The sequence below is a fragment of the Streptomyces sp. NPDC040405 genome, assembly GCF_055595765.1.
Window position 1 is genome coordinate 92835 of sequence record NZ_JBVIVI010000013.1, and the last position, 15174, is coordinate 108008.

The window sequence follows — 15174 nt, forward strand, 5'->3', positions numbered from 1 at the left end:
AGGACACGATGCTCGTGACCAGGCATTTCCCGCTCCCCGACGTCGGCGAGGGGCTCACCGAGGCCGAGATTCTCGAATGGCGGGTGGCCCCTGGCGACCCGGTCGCCGTGAACGACATCATCGCCGAGATCGAAACGGCGAAGGCGGTGGTGGAGCTGCCCAGCCCGTATGCCGGGACCGTCACCGAGATCCTCTGCGCCGCGGGAGAGGCAGTGGCCGTCGGTACGCCGATCATCTCGTTCGAGGTCGAGGACGACAGCGCCCCGCAGGCGGGCCCCGAACGCGACGCCACAGACCTCGTGGATCCTCCCGTCCGGGACGGCGCCCCGAGCGAGCCCCCGTCCGCCCCCGCACGCGAGCCCGTCCTGGTCGGCTATGGTCCGGCGCACGCGCGGACGGCGCGGCGCCCGCGAAAGCGGAAGCCCGAGCCACCGGCCGTCACACCGTCCGCCCGGAAAGCCCTCGCCGCCCCGCCGGTGCGCAAGCTCGCCCGCGACCTCGGGGTCGACCTGAGCCTGGTGCCCGCCACGGGCCCCTCGGGACGCATCACCCGCGAGGACGTGCACCGCCTCGCCGAGCGGCGGGCAACCACGCCGAACGCCCCCGGCCCCGCCGGTGACGACGTGGTGCGCACCCCGATTCGCGGAGTGCGCAAGCACACCGCGCAGGCCATGGTCGAGAGCGCCTTCACCGCCCCGCACGTCACGGAGTGGGTCACCGTCGACGTGACGCGGTCCCTCGAACTGCTGGAGCGGGCGCGCGCCGACAAGGCGTTCGGGGATGTGCGCCTGACACCACTGTGCCTGGTCATCAAGGCAGTGCTGACCGCCATCGCACGGCATCCCGGGATCAACGCGAAGTGGGACGCCGCGGCCGGTGAGATCGTCCAGTACTCCGACGTCAATCTCGGCATCGCCGCGGCGACGCCGAGAGGGCTCATCGTCCCCAACATCGCCGCGGCCCAGCGGCTCTCCCTGCGGGAGATCGCCCTGGCGCTCACCGACCTCGTCGAGCAGGCCCGTGCGGGCAAGACGCCACCCGAGCGGATGAGGAACGGGACCTTCACGATCACCAACATCGGTGTGTTCGGCATCGACGGCGGGACGCCGATCCTCAACCCCGGCGAAGCGGCGATCCTCTGCTTCGGCCAGGTGCGGCGAATGCCGTGGGAACACGAGGGACGGATACGGCTGCGCGACATCACGACCCTCACCATGTCGTTCGACCACCGTCTCGTCGACGGCGAGCTGGGTTCGCTCGTCCTGCGCGACATCGCCCGGTTCCTCGAACGGCCGGACCTGATGGTTCTCCACCGCTGACCTCGCCGGGCGGCTGCCGTACGCGTGAGGGTGCCGTCTCCGCCGGACGGCACCCTCACGCGTACGGCGACTACGCCGTGGTGCTCATCTCGGGATCTCGGTGGCCGTGCCGTTCAGTGACCCCGGGCCGTGCGCGGTCCCGTTCACCGGGCCGGTGGCCCGGGCGGGGCGTTCCAGGATTCCGCGGTCGGAGGGCGGTGTGTCCGCGGCGGTCGCGCCGGGCGGCGGGCCGGAGGTCTCGGTGCCGTTGTGGGCACCGCCCTGACCTGCGCCGCTGTGCGTGGTCCCGTTGTGGCCGCCGTTGGCGGCGGGCGCGGAACCGTTGATCTTGTCGATCGCCTGCCGGGCCTGTTCGCCGGGGGAGCGGGTCGTGGACTGCGCCGAGGGGGACGGCGTGGGCGCGGGCTGGTTCCGCTCCAGCTGGGGCGGCTTGGCGTGGGCGGCGCCGCTCATGGCCTGGGTGCGCAGCCGGTGGCTGACCGCCTCGTCCAGGCTCACCGGCCGGTGCATCTGGGCGGCCAGCCGCCCGGCCTCCTGACCCAGCGCGGAAACCACTTCCCACGGCAGATGGAGCACCAGACGGACTTCGGCATCCCCGTCCGGGAGGGCTTGGATGGGAGGAGTGAACCGTTCACTCATGTGCTGGTCCTCCGTAAGGGTTCTTCGGTCCGCGCCCCGCCTGCCAGGGCGCGTACAGAGCCATACGGAAAGCCGCGGCGCCCCGTTCACCGGAAGCAGGACGGATCGGGGCGCCGCGTCAGGTGCGCAGCAGGATCGTGACCGTCGCCAGGATCGCCGCGAGGACGAGCGCCGCCACACCGTAGCCGATCCGCTGCGACCGCAGGCCCGGAATGAGCGCGTCGATCGCGATACGGCCCGATCCGGTCAGCGCGAGCCCGGCCGCGCAGACGCCGATGAGCAGCGGAAACTCAAAGCCGCCGAACAGTCCGAGGTTCCAGGTGGCGGCGACCGCGTTGGCCATGCACCCCGCCACGGCGGCCCCGGCCAGCGGAGTGAGCAGCCCCACGGCGAGCCCCAGCCCGCCCAGGGTTTCGGTGAGCCCCGCGATGACGGCCATCGCCCGGGGCGCCGGATAGCCGAGGTGGCCGAATTCCACGCCGGTCCGGGTCAGCCCGAGCCCGCCCCACCAGCCGAACAGATGCTGCGCCCCCCGCGCGGCGACGATCAGCCCGACCCCCAGCCGCAGCACCAGCAGACCGGCGTCATGGGCGCGCAGCACACCCGACGCGCTCCTGGGGGAGGCATGGGCGGGCGTGCCCATCGGGGGAGTGTGCTCATCGCCGTAGTACGCCATGGCGCCCTCGCCGGGTCGGGGTCCGGTGTGCGGCCACCTCGGTTCGCTGCCATCGGGCCGAATAAGGGATATGTTCCTTATCTTCACTTTGTCGCACCTTGGCCGCGGGTTCAATCCGTGCGCTCACCGAGGGGCGCCGGGCCGCGCCGCGCAGCGACGGCGAGCGGCAGCGCGGCGGCCAGGCAGCCCGCACCGGCCAAGGTCAGGGACGTCCCCGTGGCAGGAGCGCACAGGGCCACCCCGAGGCCGCCCGCGGTCGTGATGGCCGTCTTGGTCACGCCGGACGCCTCGCCCGCCCGCTCGGGGCCCGCGGCCGCCTGGGTGGCGATGAGGGCCAGCGCGCCCGCCACCCCGAGCGCCGCCCCGCAGCCCGTGGCCACCAGAACGTAGCCCGTCAGCGATGAGGCCGTCGGCGCCGCGCACAGCCCCACACCGCCCAGGCCCAGACACCCCGCCATCGCCCCGGCCGCCCGCGCCGGGGCGACCCGCCCGGCCAGCGGCCCGGCCACCGCCATGGCCGCGGCGGGCGCGAGGAAGGCCGCCCCGGCGGCCGCCGCCGACAGCCGCCACGGCCCCTGCAGCGACACCGGCACCACGAACAGGAAGACCACGGTCGCGGCGTTGGCCACCGCACCGGCCGCGGTGAGCGCCACGAACGGCCGGTTGCGCAGAAGGGCCGGGCTCACCAGCGGGTACGGCGCCGCCCGTTCGTACCGTACGAAGACCACGAACAGGGCGACGACCAGGGCCAGCGCGGTGGCCGTACGCCCCGACACCCAGCCCCACACCGGCCCGCGTTCGGTGCACACCGCGAGCGCGGCCACCGCCGCGGTCGCCGCGACCAGGCCCTTCCCGTTCACCGGGCGCGGCGCACTCCCGCCCCGGGACTCCGCCGCCCGCGCGGCGCACCCCGCCGCGAGCGCGGCGACCGGCACATTGAGCCAGAACACCGCACGCCACGACACGGCCTCGGTCAGCCCCCCGCCAGCGAACGGCCCGCACGCCGTCGCGACGCCCCCGACGCCGATCGCCCACCCCAGGGCCCGCCCGCGCCGCGCGGGCGGATAGAGGCGCGTCAGCAGGGCCAGCCCCACCGGCATGGCCAGCGCGGCGCCCGCTCCCTGGACGACCCTGGCCCCCACCAGCACCGGCAGCGAGGGGCTGAGCGCACACACCAGCGACGCGCCCCCGAACACCGCCAGGCCCGCCGTCAGCAGCGTGCGCCGCCCCAGCACATCGCCCAGCCGCCCGGCGCCCAGCATCAGCGAGGCCGCCGCCAGCAGATAGCCGCTGACCACCCACGACAGCCCGCCATCGGCCCCGAGATCGCGGCCGATCCGGGGCAGCGCCAAAGTCAGCGCGAAGGCGTCCAGCTGGACGCAGAACATTCCCAGCGACACGGCGGCCAGCGCCGCGCGCCGCACCGAAGCAGCGCTCCGTACCGTCATCGGTCACTCCTCATCAGCACCACGGAGGGGGACGGGACAGGGGCTGATGAGGGAAGAGTGAACTCGACTGATGGCGAGAGGAACGGGCGGACGATTCACACCCGGGGAACACCGCGAGGCAACGGCGCCTTCAGCGGCGGGGCGGCAACCGGTGCAGCTCCACGGCGCTCAGCCGCCCGGCCTCGATCGCGGCCGTCATAAACGTACAGTACGGCTGGCGCCGCCGGTCGGTGGGGGAGCCGGGGTTGAGCAGCCGCAGCCGCCCGTCGGCCGAGACGGAGTCCCACGGGATGTGGCTGTGGCCGAACACCAGCACATCCAGCTCCGGGAACCGCTGCGCGCAGCGCCGCTCCCGCCCCTGCGCCGCGCCCGTCTCGTGCACCACCCCGAAGCGCAGCCCGCCCAGTTCCGCGTACGCCACCTCCGGCAGGCGCGAGCGCAGCTCGGACCCGTCGTTGTTGCCGTACACGCCGATCAGCCGGTGCGAGCGCGCCTCCAGCAGATCGAGGGTGGCGGTGTCGACCCAGTCGCCCGCGTGGATGACCACCTCGGCGCGCGCCACATGGTCCAGCAGCTCCCGCGGCAGCTCCTTGGCCCGCCGTGGGAGATGGGTGTCCGACATCAGCAGAAGACGCACGCGCCGACCGTACCGTGTGGACCGTCGTCTATTGCCCATCCACAGAGGGAGACAATGTGACCGCGCGCCCGCCGCTGCCGCCGTTCACCCGGGAGACCGCGCTCCAGAAGGTCCGTCAGGCGGAGGACGCCTGGAATTCCCGCGACCCCGAAAAGGTGGCCCTCGCCTACTCCGTCGACTCCCGCTGGCGCAACCGCACGGAATTTCCCCAGGGCCGTCCGGACATCGTCGGCTTTCTGGCCCGGAAGTGGGCGAACGAGCTGGAATACCGGCTCATCAAGGAGCTGTGGGCCTTCGGAGGCAATCGCATCGCGGTGCGTTTCGCCTACGAATGCCATGACACGTCCGGAAACTGGTTCCGCTCCTTCGGCAATGAGAACTGGCAGTTCGACGCCGACGGTCTGATGACGCAGCGCCACGCGTCCATCAACGATCTGCCCATCACAGAGGCGGACCGCAAGTACCACTGGCCGCTCGGCCGCCGCCCCGATGACCACCCCGGGCTGAGCGATCTGGGGTTGTGACCGCCCGGCGGCGTAAATAATGTGCCAAGCGGGAGGTGGCAGTGTGACTACGGAGACCGCCGAGGACCGGTATCCGCGTCCGGTGGTGTCGGCCGCGGAGGCGGAGTGGATCTGGCGGCTGCTGTCGGTGCAGGCCCTGGAGAACGGCGCGAAGCCGGAGACGGTGCGGCTCGCGGTGATCGTGGGGCTGGCCCGGGCCAGCGGTGCCCGCTACGGCGGACTGCTGCGCTGCACCATGGCGTCGCTCGACCTGGACGCGGGATGGGTGACCATCGAACACGGCAAGCACCGGGTCCCGCGTCGGCACGGTCTGGACGCGGGCACGATCCTGGTCTTGCGCCGCTGGCTGCTGGTGCGCAAGGAGCTCTGCGCCGAACTGGAGGGATCCATCCCGGACGCGCTGCTGCTCACGGTGCACCACACCCATGACAACGGGGTGACCGTCGCCGCCGGACTGCCCATCACCCGGCAGGGGCTGGTGCTCTCCTGGCGCCGCTTCGTCCACCGTACGAACGCCCGGTACGCCGCGCGCCGTCCTCCGCTGCCGACCCGCTTCGAGCAGGTCCGCCGGGTCTGGGACGCCTGATGCCGGTGGGGGGCGGGGGCCCGGCCCGGAAGCCGGGAGCACCCCGCCCCCACCGGCCCGGCTACGCCGCGGGCGCTTCGGCCCGGGCCGCCGCCGTGATGGAGAAGCGCGCCTGTGCCGTCGCACCGTTCACGGTCACCGTGAGGGTCGCTGTGCCCGGCCGCAGCGCGGTGAGCTTCCCGGTCGCCGGGTCGAACGCCGCCACATAGCGGGACGAGTGCCGGTCGCGGGCCACCTTGCCGACGAAGACATTGGGCGAGCCGGTCCAGTCCGCGCTGAGCGGCCAGCCGACCGGCACCCTGCGGGCACCGGCGCCCTCGCCCTGGAGCACCGCCGCCGTGACGTCCGCGTCCTGTCCGGTGTGCAGCTCGGCCGGTGCGGTGACCGTCAGCCCGTCCACATGGGCGCGGGTCTGCACCGACACCCAGTCGGGCCCGCCGGTCCACGGTGCGTGCCGCGCCGCCGCCCGCTGCCCCGGCGAGACGCGATCGACGCCCACCATCGACCAGCCGGTGAAGCCGCCCTGGCCGGGCGGGGTGGCGGGGTTCTTGCCCGCGTTGCCGTTGATCAGATACGGGACGCCGTCCACCCGTGAGGCGTGGAAGGTGCCCACGTGGCTGCCGATGAACGCCGCGCCCTTGCCCGTCGTACGGCGGAAGTCGGTCAGCCAGTTCTCCAGCAGCGCGGCCTCCTTGCGGTCGCTCAGCTGGCTGCCCTGCTGCGGGGTGGGGTCGCGCGGCGGGACGTGCTCGATCACCATCACCGAGCCGATGGCCGGATCGGCGGCGGCCGTATCCAGCTGCTTGCGCACCTCCTTGATCTGGTCGAAACCGCCGCCCCGGAGCCTCAGGCTGGAGGTGTCGAGCGTGAGGAACCGGGTGCCCCGGTGGTCGAACGTGCGGTGCGCGGGCCCGAATTCGGCCGTGAAGTCACCGATCGAGCCGCCCATCACCTCGTGGTTGCCCGGCACGTACGTCCACGGCAGCTCATCGCCCAGCTCCTCGGTGAGGACGCGGCGGGCGAAGGCGAGATCGGCGGGGGAGCCCTCGTCCACCAAGTCGCCGTTGATGACCAGGAAGTCGGGCTTCGCCGCCTTGATCTCCCGCAGGGTGCGGCGGGCCTGGGCCACGATCGGGCTGTCCGGGGCGCGGGCGACGAACTGGGCGTCCGACATCACCGCGAACCGCCAGTCCCGGCCCTGGGTGCGCGCGGCCGTGGAGATGAGCGGATCGCGGGGTACGTCCTCCTTCGGCAGGTCGACCTCGGGCGGGACCTCGGCGGTGAGCTCGTCCAGGGTGACACCGCCCGTGTACTGGCGGCCCGCGGCCGTCTCCGCGAGGTAGAAGCGGCTCACCTTCAGCGGATACGCGACCCCGGCCGGAACCGTGAAGTCGACATGTCGCCATCCGGTCCAGGTGACGTACGGGCCGCGCAGCAACTGGTCCGAACCCGTCGCGTCCTTGAGGTGCAGCGTCGGCCACGCCCCCTTGCCGTCGCCCTTGATCCACAGGCCGAACGACTGCGGCTGACCTTCCACCGCGATCGGCTGCGGCGGGGTGACATAGGCGGCGCGGGTGGCGGTGGACTGGCTGAAGTCGTAGGTCAGCTCCAGCCCGGTGCCGCTGTGGCCGTCGGGCGTGGCCTTCGCCGAACCGGACGCGCGGGCCTGGCTGAACGTCCACTGCCCGGCGTCGTCGAAGGACGCCTCCGGCCGCTCGGTGAGGCCGACGGTGACGGCGAGTACGGTTTCGGCGCCGCCCACCGCGACCTTGACCTGGCCCGCGGCCTGATTACCGCGGGCCTTGACGGTGAAGTTCCCCGTCGCCGGGTCCGGGGCGATGTCGAAGAGCGCATGGTCGTAACTCAGCCGGACGTCGGACGGCTCGATGGGCGCGCTGGTGCCGTGCGCGTCGAGGCCGACGACGCCGAAGCGGCCGGTGGCCCCGGCGTCGGCCAGCCCGAGCAGCCGGGTGGTGGGCCGGATCCGGTCCAGCTCGTCCAGCACGCTCAGCCGGAGCGAGCCGTGGGCGGCGCCGCGCCGCGCGATGACCGTCGTATCGCCGCCGCGGCGCGCGGTGAACGTACCGTCGGCACCGACCCGTCCGACCCGGGGGTCGGCCGACCGCCAGTGCGGCGAGCCCTCGGCCGGGCCGTATGTCTCGTCGTACCCCGCGGCGGTGAGACGGCGGGTCAGCCCCGGGAACACCCGCTCCGGATGGCCGCCCCGGACCGCGTCGACGGTGGGCGCGTCGGCCGCGTCGGTCGCCGTCTCGACCCGGTAGCCCCGGACCCGTCCGCTGCCGTCCGGGGCGGTGAAGGCGAGGCCGTTGGGCACGGGGCGCTCGCTGCCGTCGGACGGGCTGTTCTCCACCTGGCCCGTGTCGCTGCCCGGTTCGCGGGCCAGCAGCGTGGACGAGCCGCCGCCGTCGAGGTTGAGCGCGCTGTAGGAGCCCGCGTCCTTCATCATCCGGCCCAGCTCGGTGAGGGTGACCCCGCCGCTGTCCGCCTGCCGCCCGTCCACGGTGAGGACCTGCATCGTCCGGCCGTCCCGGGAGAAGCCGACGGCCGTGCGCGGCGCCGCGATGTTGTTGCCCTCGCCCTCGTGGCCGACCGGTTCGCCGTCCACGACGAGGAGTTCCCGGCCGCTGACCGCCGTACGCGGGGTGTCGCCGCCGTCGGTGCGGGGCCGGTACTCCCACGACACCGCGTCGCCGACCGTCAGTCGGCCGAGGGCGTCCGCCCCCTCGTCGCGGCCGACCAGCACGGTGGCGCCCTGCGGGATCGCCCCCTTGCCGGGCGCCCCGGCCGCCGTGGTGACCTTGCCGTCCACGACCGTGACCTCGGCGGTGCGCCGCGCCCCGTCCACGGTCTGCGCCCGGTCCGCCTCGCCCCACTGGGCGTTGTACGCGCCGATGCCGCCTCCTGGGACGTTGGCGGCGTCGATCGCCGCGAGCGGACGCGGGCCGTCCGGGAGCGTCAGCGTGCCGTCGAAGTACAGCTGCAGGACGCGCCCCGCGGCGGCCGGACCGATGCCGACCGCCCTGCCGGAGCCGGCGGCGGCGGAGTTGACGATCCGGCCGTCGCCGATGCCCGTGCCCTCGGGGGCGCCGGTCTGGTTGATGTCGAAGAAGTCACCGTTGATCGCGGCGACGGTGCGGCGCCCCGGCCCGGCGTCGTGCTCCTGGGCGAGCCGGGAGACGGGCTCGCGCCGGGCGACCTTGTCCGGGTGCAGATAGTCGACCTTCGTGGAGCCCGCGAGGTCCACCGAGAGCGCGTCGGCCCGCAGCCACTTGTCCGACTCCAGCCGGTCGTACGAGATCAGCTTCACCCCCGGGGCCACCGGCCGCTCCGAGCGGGCGGTCCGGATGCCGTCGCCGTCGGCGATGGACCGGGCGCCGGGCGGGGGGTTGACGGCGGCCGGTGGGGCGATCGGCCGCAGCATCTCCGAAGAGGCGCGGGGAAGGGGCTCGGGTGCGGGGGTGCTGTCGGCGGCGGCCCGGCCGTCCGCACCCAGCACGAGGGCACAGGCGGCGGCCAGCGCCGCCACGGGTCTGATGAACGCGACAGGAGACATGGCAACTCCATGGGGCCATGGGATGCGCGTGGCTTCCACGCACAGCGCCCCAGCATCGCCATGGAGGTGACGGCGCGCCAGAAGGCGTGGACGACATCATGAAGAACAAACGCCTTCGGCTGCCGCCGACGCGCCCCCGCCGGGGGCGCGTCAGGGCAGGGACACGCCGTCCACGTACACCCACGCGCCCCCTTCCCGCGTGAAGCGGCTGTTCTCGTGCTGCTCGCCCGTGTGCCCGCCGTCGACGTACTGCGCCCGGAACTCCACCGTGCCCGTCGCGTGGAACGCGCTGCCGTCCGTCGTACCGAGGATCTCCAGCCGTACCCACCGCGGGCCCGGGTCGAGTTCGAGCCGGGGCGGCCGGGTCGTCGAGTGCCAGCTGCGGAGCAGATACGCCTCGTCCCGCACCGCGAAGGCGCTGTACCGGGACCGCATCAGCTGTTCGGCCGTGGCCGCCTGGGCCTCCCCCCGGTGGAGGCGGCCGCAGCAGTCGGCGTACGGCGCGGGCAGGCCGCAGGGGCAGGTCACGGGGGTGGTACGGCGCGTGCGTCGGGACATGGACCCATTGTGACGGTCTCCGTGACGTCCCCTGCGACGGCCCGGCGCCGCCCTCTGCGACGGCTTCGGCTCAGGGCTCGATGACGACCTTCAGCTGCCGGCCGTCGGTGAGCGACATGTGCAGCGCGTCGGCCGCCCGCTCCAGCGGGAACCGGGCCGTCACCAGGGACTCCAGGTCGACCCGTCCCGCCGCGGCCAGGGCCACCGCGGCCGGGAACTCCCCGGCGTAGCGGAAGGCGGTGACCAGGGTCAGCTCCTGCCGCTGCATCCAGGCCAGGGGCAGCGCGGTGAGCGGCCGCACCGGGTTGCCGACGGCGACGGCCGTACCACCCGGGCGCAGCGCCCGGACGGCGCCGACGAGGGCGGTCTCGATGCCGGAGCAGTCGAGGGCGACGTCGAACACCTGCTCGTGGGGCAGCGGTTCGTGCGCGGTGTCCCGTACCCGGTCCGCTCCCAGGCGGCTGGCGTGGGCGAGCCGGCCGGGGTTGATGTCGGTCACCACGGTCTCGCCCGCCCCCACGGCGCGGGCCGCCTGGAGGACGAGCAGGCCGATCGGCCCGGCGCCGGTGATCAGGACCCGGTCCCCGGCCGCGACGCCTGCGCGGCGTACCGCGTGCAGGGCGACCGCGAGCGGTTCGATCAGGGCTCCGGCGGCGAGCGGGAAGTCGGCGGGAAGCGGATGGGCGAACTCCGAAGGCACCGCCAGATGGCCCCTGAGCGCACCGTCGGTGGGCGGGGAGCCGAAGCAGTGGCCGTAGGGGCACTGGTTGTAGCGGCCGCCGCGGCAGGCGGGGCAGCGTCCGCAGGGGATGGCGGGCTCGATCGCGACCCGGGTGCCGACGGGATGGGGGCCGTCGCCCGCCACGACCGTTCCGGCCGCCTCGTGGCCGAGCGCGGTGGGGGAGCGGAGCACATTGGGGCCGTTCTCGCCGTGGGCGTAGTAGTGCAGGTCGGAGCCGCACAGTCCCACGGCGCCGATCTCCACCAGCACCTCTCCCGGGGCCGGTTCCGGCATCGGGCGCCGCTCGATGCGCACATCCTTCGGGCCGTGCAGGACGGCGGCGGTGGCGTCGTTCATCGGGGTGGTTCTCCTGGTACGTACGGATGTGAAAGGGGCTCAGGCGGCGGACATCCGCAGGGGTTCGACGCGCTTGATGACCAGGCCGTAGGTGAGGGCCCCGACCACGCACAGGGCGCCGGACAGCATCAGCGGCGCCACGAAAGAGTGGTTGAAGAAGCCCAGCAGCAGTCCCGTGGTGGTCGAGCCGAGCACACCGGCCAGGTTGGACGCGAAGTTCTGGATGCCGCCGAGCGAGGCCACATGGCGCGGGGTGGGTGCCACGTCGGCGGGCAGGCTGGCCACCGAGGCGGCGGAGAAGGCGAGGCTCGCGTAGCTGACGGAGAGCAGGGTCAGGGCCCACATGGCGCTCGGGACGAGCACGGCGAAGGCGATGACGGAGGAGAAGAGCATCCCGCACACCAGGCAGGTCTTGCGGGCCCGGGTCACCGACCAGCCGCGGCGCAGCAGGGTGTCGCTGGTCCAGCCGCCGAGCAGGCTGCCGCCGATGGCGACGAGGCCGGGCAGGGCGCCGTAGAAGCCGAGCTTCAGCAGGTCGAAGCCGCGGGCGTCGACGAGGTAGCTGGGGAACCAGGTGATGAAGAAGTAGATCACGTAGTTGAGGCAGAAGAAGCCGATCATCATGCCCCAGACCGTGCGGTACCGGAACAGGTCGCGCCAGCGCACCGCGGGCTCCGCCGGTGCCGTCTCCCCGGCGGGCGTCTCCTCGGCGGGGGCGTCCTCCAGCCGGGCGCCGCCCGCCGTGACGTAGGCGCGTTCCTCGGCGCTGATCCCACCGGCCGCCGAGGGCTCGCGGTACGCCTTCAGCCACAGCGCGACCCACAGCAGGGCGACCGCGCCAGTGACCCAGAACGCCATCCGCCAGCCCTGCCAGGCGATCAGCGCGGTCACCACCGGGGCGGCGACCGCGGTACCGGCCCGGGCGCCGTTGTCCCAGACGCTGTTGGCCAGCGCCCGTTCGCGGACCGGGAACCAGCGGGAGACGGACTTGGCGCACGAGGGGTACGCCGGGGCCTCGCCCGCGCCCAGCGCCAGCCGCGCGACGAGCAGGCTGCCGATGCCCCGGACGAACCCGGTGGCGATGGTGACCACCGACCAGAGCAGCCCGCCGAGCGCGAACATCTTCTTCTCGCCGTACCGGTCGATCAGCGCCCCGGCGGGCAGCTGGCCCAGCGCGTAGGTCACGAAGAACATGCTGAGGATGACGCCCTGCCATTCGGGGCCGATGTGCAGGTCATCGGTCATGTAGGGCAGGGAGATGGAGATGGTGGCGCGGTCGACGTAGTTGACGGTCATGCCGAGGAAGCAGAGGAAGGCCATCAGCCAGCGGGTGTTGTGCCGCATGCCGCGCGGGCGCGGCGGCTGGGCGGACGTGGGCTCGTCCCGGGGTGGCTGGTCGGTGGCGGTGGTTGCTCTGGGGGTCTTCAAGGCGGCTCTCCTTTGAAGGGGTGGTGCGTGAGGTCAGCGCGGCCGGGTGCCGGGGCGCAGCTCCGCTTCCACGGAGGTGACCAGGGAGGTGTCGTCCGCGAGGTCGTCGGCGCCGAGCAGGCTCAGCAGGCGGCGCAGGGCGTCGCGCGCGGGCCGGGCGTCCCAGGCCCGGCGCAGCGCTTCGGCCTCGGGGTCGTCCAGCGGGTGGTCGCGGGTGATGCGGGCCCAGGCGGCGAGGGCGGACGCCAGATGCGGGGTGTCCCGTCCGGTGGCGCGCAGCTCGCGCAGCGGCGCCAGCCACCGTTCGGGGATCTTCAGCGATCCGTCCATGGCGATCTGCCGGATCCGGTGGTGCATGGCGGGGTTGGCGAAGCGGTCGACCAGGCTGTCGATGTACGCGGCCAGATCGAGGCCCTCGGCCGGTGGCAGGGACTGGGCCGCCTCCGCGCAGTACGCGCGCACGGCCGCCTCGCCCCACGGCGTGGCGAGCACGTCGGCCACGGTCTCGCAGCCCTCGGCGAGGCCGCGGTAGGCGATGAGCGAGTGTGCGCCGTTGAGCAGCCGGAGCTTGGCGGACTGGTACGGGGCCACATCGGCGACGAACCGGGCGCCCGCCTCCTGCCAGCGCGGGCGTTCGGTGGCGAAGATGTCCTGGAGCACCCATTGGGTGAACGGTTCGCCGGTCACCGCGCCCTCGTCCGCCACGCCGAGCGCACGGGCCGCGGTCTCGCGGTCGGTGTCGGTGGTGGCGGGCACGATGCGGTCGACGACGGTGGCGGGGAAGGCCACCGAGCCGGTCATCCAGTCGAGGAGGCGCTCGCGCTCGTCCCAGCCGCTCGCCGCCACGAAGTCCCGTACCAGACGCCGCAGGACCGCGCCGTTGGCCGCCATGTTGTCGCAGGACACCACCGACAGCGGCGCGCCGTTCGCCCGCAGCCGGGCGCGCAGCCCGGCGGCGAGCTGCCCGACGACGGTGGCGGGGGCGGGGGCGCCCGCGAGGTCGGCGCGTACGAGGGGGTCCTCCAGTGCCAGACCGCCACCGGCCGGGTCGCGCCGGTAGCCCTTCTCGGTCACGGTGAGGGTCACCACGGTGACGTCCGCCGAGGCCAGCAGCTCGCTCAGCCGGGCGGCGTCGTCGGCGGCGTGCAGCACTTCGGTCACCGCGCCGACCACGCGGGTGGCCGGGCCCTCGGGCCGCCGCTCGGTGAACGAGTACAGCCCGTCCTGCGGGCGCAGCGCGTCCACCACCGCCCGGCTGCGCTGGGTGACCCCGGCGATGCCCCATCCGCCGCCGTGCGCCGCCTCGGCGGTCTGGGTGGCGAGGGCCTGGTGGGCGCGGTGGAAGGCGCCGATCCCCAGGTGCACGATCCGCGGGCGCAGCGCGCGCGGATCGACCGGCGGGCGCAGTGCCGCGGGGACGGCGGGCAGGGTGGCCAGGGACAGCCGCTGTGCGGTGCTCACCAGTCGTGCACCGACCCGTCGGTACGGCGGCTCACCGGCAGGTACTTGGGGTCGTACGGGAAGCGGGCGGCCGCCTCCTCGTCCAGCTCGATGCCGAGGCCGGGCGCCTCGGAGGGGTGCAGCGCGCCGTCGCGCAGCTCGTACGTCGGCCGGAACACCTCATGGGTGAGCGGGTCGTGCGCCATGTACTCCTGGATGCCGAAGTTGGGCACGGTGACGTCCAGATGGACGGCGGCGGACATGCTCACCGGGGACAGATCGGTGGCGCCGTGCGAACCGGTGCGCACCTGGTACAGCTCGGCGAGGTGGAAGATGCGCCGCAGATGGGTGATGCCGCCCGCGTGCACGACCGAGGCGCGGATGTAGTCGATGAGCCGCTCGGTGATGAGCTGCTGGCAGTCCCAGATGGAGTTGAAGACCTCGCCGACCGCGATCGGGGTGGTGGTGGACTGCCGGATCTGGCGGAAGGAGTCCTGGAGTTCGGCGGGGGTGGGGTCCTCCATCCAGAACAGCCGCAGGTCTTCCACGCTGCGGCCGAGCCGTCCCGCCTCGGTGGGGCTGAGCCGGTGGTGCACATCGTGCAGCAGATGGAAGCCGAAGCCGAACCGCTCGCGGACCGCCTCCAGGTAGCGCGGCGCGAAGTCCAGATACTCCTCGGTCGACCACGGCTGCTCCTCGGGGAGGGCGCCGGTGGCGGGCTCGTAGACCGTGGCGACCGTGCCGTGGCGGATGCCGTAGGTCCCGGGCGAACCGGGGACGGCGGCCTGGGCGCGGATCGCGCGGTAGCCCATCTCCTGGAAGGAGGCGACGTCGTCGAGCAGCTCGGGGATGTCGCCGCCGCTGGCGTGGCCGTAGACCATGGCCCCCTCGCGGGCCTTGCCTCCCAGCAGGTCGTACACCGGCATCCCGGCGACCTTGCCCTTGATGTCCCACAGGGCGGTGTCCACCGCCGCGATCGCGGTCATGGTCACCGGGCCGCGGCGCCAGTACGCCCCCTTGTAGAGGTACTGCCACATGTCCTCGATACGGGCGGGGTCGCGGCCGATCAGCAGCGGTACGAGATGGTCCTCCAGATAGGAGGCGACGGCGAGCTCGCGCCCGTTCAGCGTCGCGTCGCCGAGACCGGTCACCCCGTCGGACGTGGTCACCTTCAGGGTCACGAAATTGCGACCGGGAGAGGTGACGATGACCGTCGCCTCCGTGATCGTGGCCATGCATCTGCTCCTCACTGCGCCGGCTCCGGAGT

At 73.5% G+C, this 15174-nt stretch carries 13 protein-coding genes; 3 read left to right on the forward strand and 10 right to left on the reverse strand.

What is annotated here, in order from left to right; genetic code table 11:
• The first annotated feature begins 8 nt into the window (after positions 1 to 8).
• Positions 9 to 1319, forward strand: coding sequence for a dihydrolipoamide acetyltransferase family protein (locus ACZ59A_RS37390; RefSeq protein WP_470968285.1), 1311 nt, complete (start codon positions 9 to 11; stop codon positions 1317 to 1319).
• An 84-nt stretch (positions 1320 to 1403) separates the two neighbouring features.
• Here the strand turns inward: ACZ59A_RS37390 and ACZ59A_RS37395 are convergent, their stop codons facing one another.
• The 4 genes from ACZ59A_RS37395 to ACZ59A_RS37410 all read right to left on the reverse strand — a co-directional run bounded on the left by ACZ59A_RS37395 (position 1404) and on the right by ACZ59A_RS37410 (position 4719).
• The gene (locus ACZ59A_RS37395) at positions 1404 to 1958 is read right to left on the reverse strand and encodes a hypothetical protein (protein ID WP_470968288.1); all 555 of its coding nucleotides are present in this window, start codon (positions 1956 to 1958) and stop codon (positions 1404 to 1406) included.
• 118 nt (positions 1959 to 2076) lie between these two features.
• A complete protein-coding gene (locus tag ACZ59A_RS37400; protein ID WP_470968290.1) occupies positions 2077 to 2601 on the reverse strand; it encodes a DoxX family protein in 525 nt (174 codons plus the stop codon).
• A 143-nt stretch (positions 2602 to 2744) separates the two neighbouring features.
• On the reverse strand, positions 2745 to 4082 hold the full coding sequence (locus tag ACZ59A_RS37405; RefSeq protein ID WP_470968292.1) for an MFS transporter: 1338 nt from the start codon (positions 4080 to 4082) through the stop codon (positions 2745 to 2747).
• A gap of 130 nt (positions 4083 to 4212) precedes the next feature.
• Positions 4213 to 4719, reverse strand: coding sequence for a metallophosphoesterase family protein (locus tag ACZ59A_RS37410; protein WP_468050292.1), 507 nt, complete (start codon positions 4717 to 4719; stop codon positions 4213 to 4215).
• A 56-nt stretch (positions 4720 to 4775) separates the two neighbouring features.
• Here ACZ59A_RS37410 and ACZ59A_RS37415 point away from each other — a divergent pair, with 56 nt between their 5' ends.
• Together ACZ59A_RS37415 and ACZ59A_RS37420 are read left to right on the forward strand one after the other, a co-directional pair.
• Positions 4776 to 5243: a nuclear transport factor 2 family protein gene (locus ACZ59A_RS37415; protein WP_470968295.1), complete on the forward strand. Its 468-nt coding sequence runs from the start codon at positions 4776 to 4778 to the stop codon at positions 5241 to 5243.
• 43 nt (positions 5244 to 5286) lie between these two features.
• Positions 5287 to 5829 carry a tyrosine-type recombinase/integrase gene (locus ACZ59A_RS37420; protein WP_470968298.1) on the forward strand — a complete coding sequence of 181 codons (543 nt, stop codon included), beginning with the start codon at positions 5287 to 5289 and terminating at the stop codon, positions 5827 to 5829.
• 61 nt (positions 5830 to 5890) lie between these two features.
• Here ACZ59A_RS37420 and ACZ59A_RS37425 read toward each other — a convergent pair whose 3' ends face one another.
• The 6 genes from ACZ59A_RS37425 to manD all read right to left on the reverse strand — a co-directional run bounded on the left by ACZ59A_RS37425 (position 5891) and on the right by manD (position 15142).
• Complete coding sequence (locus ACZ59A_RS37425) at positions 5891 to 9403, reverse strand: phosphodiester glycosidase family protein (protein WP_470968300.1); 3513 nt, start codon at positions 9401 to 9403, stop codon at positions 5891 to 5893.
• 150 nt (positions 9404 to 9553) lie between these two features.
• Entirely contained in the window at positions 9554 to 9961 is a 408-nt protein-coding gene (locus ACZ59A_RS37430) for a YchJ family protein (RefSeq protein ID WP_470968303.1), read from the reverse strand.
• Between the two features lie 70 nt (positions 9962 to 10031).
• The gene (locus ACZ59A_RS37435) at positions 10032 to 11039 is read right to left on the reverse strand and encodes an NAD(P)-dependent alcohol dehydrogenase (protein ID WP_470968305.1); all 1008 of its coding nucleotides are present in this window, start codon (positions 11037 to 11039) and stop codon (positions 10032 to 10034) included.
• Between the two features lie 39 nt (positions 11040 to 11078).
• Positions 11079 to 12467: an MFS transporter gene (locus ACZ59A_RS37440; RefSeq protein WP_470968307.1), complete on the reverse strand. Its 1389-nt coding sequence runs from the start codon at positions 12465 to 12467 to the stop codon at positions 11079 to 11081.
• Positions 12468 to 12500: 33 nt separating this feature from the next.
• A complete protein-coding gene (locus ACZ59A_RS37445) occupies positions 12501 to 13928 on the reverse strand; it encodes a mannitol dehydrogenase family protein (protein WP_470968310.1) in 1428 nt (475 codons plus the stop codon).
• Positions 13925 to 15142, reverse strand: a complete 1218-nt coding sequence (gene manD / locus ACZ59A_RS37450; protein ID WP_468050284.1) for a D-mannonate dehydratase ManD — start codon at positions 15140 to 15142, stop codon at positions 13925 to 13927. The genes ACZ59A_RS37445 and manD overlap by 4 nt, the downstream gene beginning before the upstream one ends.
• Positions 15143 to 15174 lie beyond the last annotated feature (32 nt).

Bases quoted from the DNA above. Each gene is read 5' to 3' on its own strand.
- ACZ59A_RS37390 (WP_470968285.1), top strand. From the start codon at position 9: ATGCTCGTGACCAGGCATTTCCCGCTCCCCGACGTCGGCGAGGGGCTC.
- ACZ59A_RS37395 (WP_470968288.1), bottom strand. From the start codon at position 1,958: ATGAGTGAACGGTTCACTCCTCCCATCCAAGCCCTCCCGGACGGGGAT.
- ACZ59A_RS37400 (WP_470968290.1), bottom strand. From the start codon at position 2,601: ATGGGCACGCCCGCCCATGCCTCCCCCAGGAGCGCGTCGGGTGTGCTG.
- ACZ59A_RS37405 (WP_470968292.1), bottom strand. From the start codon at position 4,082: ATGACGGTACGGAGCGCTGCTTCGGTGCGGCGCGCGGCGCTGGCCGCC.
- ACZ59A_RS37425 (WP_470968300.1), bottom strand. From the start codon at position 9,403: ATGTCTCCTGTCGCGTTCATCAGACCCGTGGCGGCGCTGGCCGCCGCC.
- ACZ59A_RS37430 (WP_470968303.1), bottom strand. From the start codon at position 9,961: ATGTCCCGACGCACGCGCCGTACCACCCCCGTGACCTGCCCCTGCGGC.
- ACZ59A_RS37435 (WP_470968305.1), bottom strand. From the start codon at position 11,039: ATGAACGACGCCACCGCCGCCGTCCTGCACGGCCCGAAGGATGTGCGC.
- manD (WP_468050284.1), bottom strand. From the start codon at position 15,142: ATGGCCACGATCACGGAGGCGACGGTCATCGTCACCTCTCCCGGTCGC.